General features: G+C 63.1%; 5 protein-coding genes and 1 pseudogene. 1 reads left to right on the top strand and 5 read right to left on the bottom strand.

Annotation, left to right across the window (positions count from 1 at the left end):
- The 5 genes and pseudogenes from EN994_RS36100 to EN994_RS15435 form a co-directional block, all read right to left on the bottom strand.
- Positions 1–229: pseudogene (locus EN994_RS36100) on the bottom strand (ABC transporter permease); the annotation flags it as partial.
- Positions 230–329: 100 nt separating this feature from the next.
- A complete protein-coding gene (locus EN994_RS15450; RefSeq protein ID WP_013532880.1) occupies positions 330–1,994 on the bottom strand; it encodes an ABC transporter substrate-binding protein in 1,665 nt (554 codons plus the stop codon).
- Between the two features lie 247 nt (positions 1,995–2,241).
- Entirely contained in the window at positions 2,242–3,426 is a 1,185-nt protein-coding gene (locus EN994_RS15445) for a mandelate racemase/muconate lactonizing enzyme family protein (protein ID WP_063167628.1), read from the bottom strand.
- Between the two features lies 1 nt (position 3,427).
- Positions 3,428–4,534, bottom strand: coding sequence for a mandelate racemase/muconate lactonizing enzyme family protein (locus tag EN994_RS15440; protein ID WP_063167629.1), 1,107 nt, complete (start codon positions 4,532–4,534; stop codon positions 3,428–3,430).
- A gap of 35 nt (positions 4,535–4,569) precedes the next feature.
- A complete protein-coding gene (locus EN994_RS15435; protein WP_063167630.1) occupies positions 4,570–5,262 on the bottom strand; it encodes a GntR family transcriptional regulator in 693 nt (230 codons plus the stop codon).
- Between the two features lie 132 nt (positions 5,263–5,394).
- Here EN994_RS15435 and EN994_RS15430 point away from each other — a divergent pair.
- Positions 5,395–5,652, top strand: a 258-nt coding sequence (locus EN994_RS15430) for a LysR family transcriptional regulator (protein ID WP_245466036.1), incomplete at its 3' end; no start/stop codon positions are given.

Below are 5,652 nucleotides of genomic sequence, written 5' to 3'. Positions count from 1 at the left end.
CCCAGTACTGTGCCAGCAGCGGGCGATCGACGCCGAGCGTGTGATTGAGCGCGTCGACCGCGCGCTGGTCGGCGAATGGACCCAATATGGCGCGCCCGACGTTGCCGGGCAGCACCTGGCCGCCCAGGAACACCATGATGCTGAGCAGGAACAGCGTCACCAGCGACAGCGAGACACGCCGGGCAAGGAAGGAGAGAATGGCTAAGACTCCTTGTGGAGCCAGCCCCATGCGGGAGCTGGCTGTTAGAGGATTGGCTTTCCCTTTGAGCATGATCCCGAAAAGTGGGGACCGGTTTTCGGAAAAGGTCATGCTCCAACAAAGAGTTAGTTCAGGCTTTCGATGCCTTGTCGAGGAACAGCTGCGACATGGCGGTCGGCTGTACGCCGGCCACGCCCTTCGCCGTCGCCGTCAGATAGTCGTAGAAATAGCCGAAAATAACAGGCGTTTCCTCGAGCAACAGCTTCTGGATCTTGCCGGCGTCGGCCTTCTGCGCCTCGAGGTCGAGTGCTGCGATGTAGCTGGTCGCCAGCGCGTCATAGTCCTTGTTCTTGAAATGCGCCGCATTCCAGGTGCCTTCGCTCTTCAGCGGTGCCGCAAGATAGACGTTCGGCACGCCGCGGTGGCCGTAGTCGGTGATGCCCATCACCGAATCCAGCCAGTTCGACTTGCCGAACACCGCGTCTCCGTAATAGCCGCTCTGGTCGAGGATGTTGAGGTCGAGCTCGACGCCGATCTCCTTGACCCAGTTCTGGATGAGCTGGGCGTATTCGGGGATTTCCAGGTAGCGTTCGGTGGTCAGGGTTATCTTGAAGCCCTGGCCAAGGCCGGCTGCTTCCATGAGCTGCTTGGCCTGGGCGATATCCTGCTTGCGTTGCGGCACGCTCGTATCGGTCGAAGGATAGACGGCGGCGAACGGGCTGTCATTGCCCAGGGCGGAGCGTCCCTTCATCAGGCCGGCGGCCAGCTTGTCGCGATCGAGGCAGAGCGCAATGGCTCGGCGCACGCGCGCATCCTTCAACGGACCCTCGTCGCAGCGCATGTGCAGTTGCTGATGGGCCGACGACTTCAGGCTGATGATGTCGATGTTCGGATCGTTGAGCAGAGCGACGCCGGCCAGCACCGGCATCTGGTTGATGATGTCGACCTGTCCGCCCTGCAGCGCCAGGATCTGCGGCTGCATGTCGGTGAAGAAGGTGAATTCGGTGCGCTCGGGCAAGGCCTTCGGCCCCCAATAGTCCTCGTTGCGGACGAAGGACGCGCCGACCTTTGCCGTGTATTTCTCAATTCTGAACGGCCCGGTGCCGTCGAAGCTCTTTTCGTAGTCGCCCTTGTAGCTCGCCGGGATGATGACGGCGTTGTAGTTGTCGGACGACAGCATGTAGGGGAAGTTGCCGTTCGGCGCATCGAGGTGGAATTCCACCGTGTAGTCGTCGACCTTCTTTGAAGCGCCTTTCTGCAGGATGCCGGTGAACACCGACAGCGCATTGGACGAGTTGGCCGGGTCGGCAAGGCGGTCGATGCTGGCCACGACGTCGTCGGCCTTCATCTCGCCGCCGCTGTGGAATTTTACGCCCTTGCGCAGCTTGAAGGTCCACACCGTGCCGTTGTCGTTCGGCTTCCAGCTTTCGGCCAAGGCCGGCTGCAGCACCAGATCGGGGCCGTCGACGCAAAGGAATTCGGCAACCTGCTGCATGATCAGCAGGCCGCCGGCGTCTGCAATGCTGACCGGGTCGATCGTCGCCGCCGGCACACTGCTGGCGACGCGGATGGTGGCGCCCGGCGCGCCCTGGGCGCGCGCCAGCGACGGCATGCCGCCAAGGCCGGCGGCCATGCCGATGCGGCCCAGCAGCGGCAGCGACAGGCCGAGCAGGCTGCCGTGACGGACGAAGTCGCGGCGGCTGACACGGCCGTCGACGAGGCCGTCGATCAGGTGATTTTCAAGCGGCGTGCGATTGCGCCGGATAAGGTCGAGAATGCTGTGGTTCTTGCTCATGGGTTTTTACCCTTTCCCCTATTTCTTATGGTTGACGAAATTTTCGTGGATTGCTCCATTTTCCCGGCACCGGAGGCCTGTCTACCGGAACTTTAGCATGCGGTTTTGTCCGGTCCATCCAGTCGTGGCGTGGACGCTCGGGGTTGTTGGTTGCACGGCTTCCACCGTCTTTGTCCAACCTTCCCGACCGAAATCGCGGCGGTTGGCTTCTCGTGTCTGGCCGTCGGTCTTGGCCGCTAGCCGTCATCTAGTTCAGCGGCAAACGGCGATAGGTTCCGGGCTTTGCCGGGTCATGATACTTGTTGCACGGTCCTTTCTCGGTAAAGTCTCTGTGACAGGCAGCGAGGTTTTCGCGCGACAAGGTGACGCCGAGACCGGGACCTTCCGGAACGCGCACGACATTGTTTTTCGGCGAAAACGGTCCTTCCTCGGTGACATCCATCGGCAGCATGCGAAACAGCGACTGGTTCGGCTCCCTGATCCAGCCGAGTGCCGCGCACAGATGCAGATAGGCGGCGCTGCCGATGCCGCTGTCGCCGCTGTAGCACCAGAAATCGATCCCGGCATGCTCGCAGGCGCCGACGAAGCGCAACAGCCGGCCGATGCCGCCATGCGTCGTCGGGTTGCCGACGAACGCGTCCGGCACTTTGGTTTCCATGGCGCGCGCAATGTCGATGTTGTGGGTCGAGAACGGGATCGAGCAATGGCGCCGCAACTCGCGCATCTCCTCGATGGTCGCCACCGGATCCTCCCAGTTGCGCACGCCCAATTCTTCCAGCGGGCGCGCCAGCCGCCGCGCGGTGCTGAGCGAATAGGCCTGGTTGGAATCGATACGGATCATCGCATCGTCGCCGAGTTTCCTGCGGATCAGCTCGACCATCCTGAGCGAGATTTTCGGATCTTCGGTCGAGAACTTGCCTTCGAAGAAAGTCGTTCCATGCGTCTCATGCAATTCGACGCAATAGTCGGCGACTTCCTGGGGCGTCGTCTCGCCCTTCACCTTTGGCCCATCACCGCGCAGCGAAAAATAGTCGGTGAACGGGATATCCTTGCGTACGGCGCCGCCGAGCAACTGGTAGAGCGGCTGGTTCCACGCCTTGCCGCGCAGGTCCCACAAAGCCATCTCGATGGCGCCGAAAGCCATGATGCGTGTGCGGTCGTTGATCGACTGCACGCCGGTCCAAAAGGGCAGGCAGACATGCTCGGCGCCGGCGATGTCGAAGGCATCGCGCCCGACCAGCCGCGGCGCCAGGACATCATTGATGATCGCGGCCGCCGCTGGCGTCGGCGCTTCGCCGAGGCCGACCAGGCCATCCTCGGTCTCGACTTCGACGACGGTCGGTGAAAATCCGTCGAGTTCGCCGAACACCCAGGCATAGGGCGCTTCGAGGCGCAAATTGATCGGCGTGGCTTTGATGCTGCGGATTTTCATCTCAGCGCCCGACCTCGAAGAACGGCGCGCCGAGCAGATCGGGAACGACGTCTATGCCGAGACCCGGCCCGTCTGGAATGCCCATGCGGCTGCCGGTGACCGGTGGCATGTTCGATGCCGTGCGCACCGTCACCCATTCATGGAAGGCGATGGCGTGCAGCCGGCGCTCTTCCGGCGTCGACAGCGACAGATGCGCCATCGCCGCGGTGTCGATCTCGGCGCCGCCCGTGTCCTCGACCGTGATCATGAAGCCGAGGTCGACGGCAATGTCGCGGATCTGGCGTGTCTTCGTCACGCCGCCAAGGCGCGAGATCTTCAGCGTCAGCCCGTCGGCCGCGCCCAGGCGATGAATTTCCAGCATCGCCTCGAGCGAGGTGACGGATTCGTCGAGCACCATCGGCTTGTCGAGCATGCGGCGCACCGACATGTTTTCATCGATCGTGGTGCAGGGCTGCTCGAACGTGTAGTCGATGGCGCGCGTGGCATCGGCGAATTGGCGCGCCTGATAGGGAGTCCAGCCGGCATTGGCGTCGCAGAAGATGACCGTGCCTTTCGGCACCGAGGAGGCAACCGCGATGACGCGTTCGATGTCGTCATGGACATTGCCGCCGACCTTGACCTGCAGCCGGTGGAAGCCGTCCTTGACGATGCGCTTGGCCAGCGCGGCCATGGCGTCGACGCTCCCGTGCGTGACGACCTTGTAGAGTTCCGCGGTGTCGCTTTCCTTGCCGCCGAGCAGCGTGACCAGCGGCACGTCGGCTGCGCGCGCCGCCAGATCCCAGCAGGCCATGTCGAGCGCCGACTTGATGTAGGGATGGCCCTTGAACACCGTGTCCATCAGCCGCCCGATGCTGGCCAGCCCGCGCGGATCGCGGCCGATCAGATGCGGCGCGATCTCGACCACGCCGGCGCGAACGCCGGCGGGGAAGGCGGCCGAGTAAAAATTGCCGAGCGGCGCCATCTCGCCCCAGCCGGTGATGCCGCTGTCTGATGTCATGGACACGATCACGGCGTCGAAGGCGTCGGCCTCGCGCCCCTTCGACATGCGGTATAGCCCGTCAACGAAGGGCTGCATGACGTGGTAGGCCTTGATGGTCTCGATCTGCACGTGTCTTGTCCGCTGTCTGTGGTGTTGGGAACGGGTCAGGCGCCCCTCGATGGGCGTTGTTCGAGGCTGCGCGCGTAGGCAAGCAACTCCTCGAAGTCGAGATCGATATGCTCCCTGGCATGGCGCTGGGCCGCACGCATGTCCTTGCCCTTCAGCAACCGCACATAGGTTTCGTGAACGTCTTCGGCCGGCACCGGCTCGTTGCGGGCATGCTGGTGGAGCGCGAAATACATCTGCAGCCGGCTGGTCAGCCGCTGCCAGGTTTCCAGCAGCACCGAATTGTCGGCCCATTCGTAGATCAGGCCATGCAGTTGCAGCGCGGTTTCGATCTGGCGTGTCGTGTCCAATGCGCGGGTCGCCTGCTTCACGGCTTCGTGGCGCCGGTCGAGCTCGTCGAAGAAGCGCTGGTCACGCAGCGGCCACGCCCGCTCGATGGCCAGCTCGTCCATCACCTTGTTGAACGAATAGGCATCGTCGATGTCCTTGGCTGTGACCTCGATGACGAAGGTGCCGGCATAGGGGATGCTGGTCAGGATCCCTTCCTGGACCAGCTCGCGCATCGCCTCGCGCAGCGGCGCGCGGCTGACCCGCATCTGTTCGGAGATACGGAGCTCGTTGAGCTTCTGGCCGGGCGCGAGCTGGCCGGTCAGGATCGCGCGCCGCAACAGCGCAACGATCTCGGCGCGTCGCGTCGTATCCGCGATAGGACTGAAATCCGCTTTCGCCATTCGGCCACTCCCAGGAAACCGAAAGCAAGACAAGCAGATTGTCGACAATCTAACAAGAGGCTATCTCAATTGATTGGCCAACGCTGCAGAGACCGTTTCGAAATTCCCTCTGGCGAGTCATATGGAGCCGCTGTGGAACGGTTGCCGCCGCTGAATGCGATCAAGGCTTTTGAAGTTGCCGCCCGTGCCGGCGGCTTCACTTTGGCCGCCTCTGAACTCGGCGTTTCGTCGGCGGCGGTCAGCCAGCAGATACGCAATCTCGAAACCTGGTTCGGCAAGCAGCTGTTCGTGCGCAGCGGCAACCGCATCGCGCTCACCGACGCCGATCGCCTCGGCAAGGCTCGGCCTGGGCATCGCGCTTGGCCAGCGGGTCATGGCGCACGCCGATCT

This window comes from Mesorhizobium sp. M7A.F.Ca.CA.002.09.1.1 (genome assembly GCF_003998555.1).
GTDB classification, from domain to species: Bacteria; Pseudomonadota; Alphaproteobacteria; order Rhizobiales; family Rhizobiaceae; genus Mesorhizobium; species Mesorhizobium ciceri.
Note: the sequence above shows the minus strand (reverse complement) of the source record. Positions and strands in the feature narration are given on the sequence as shown.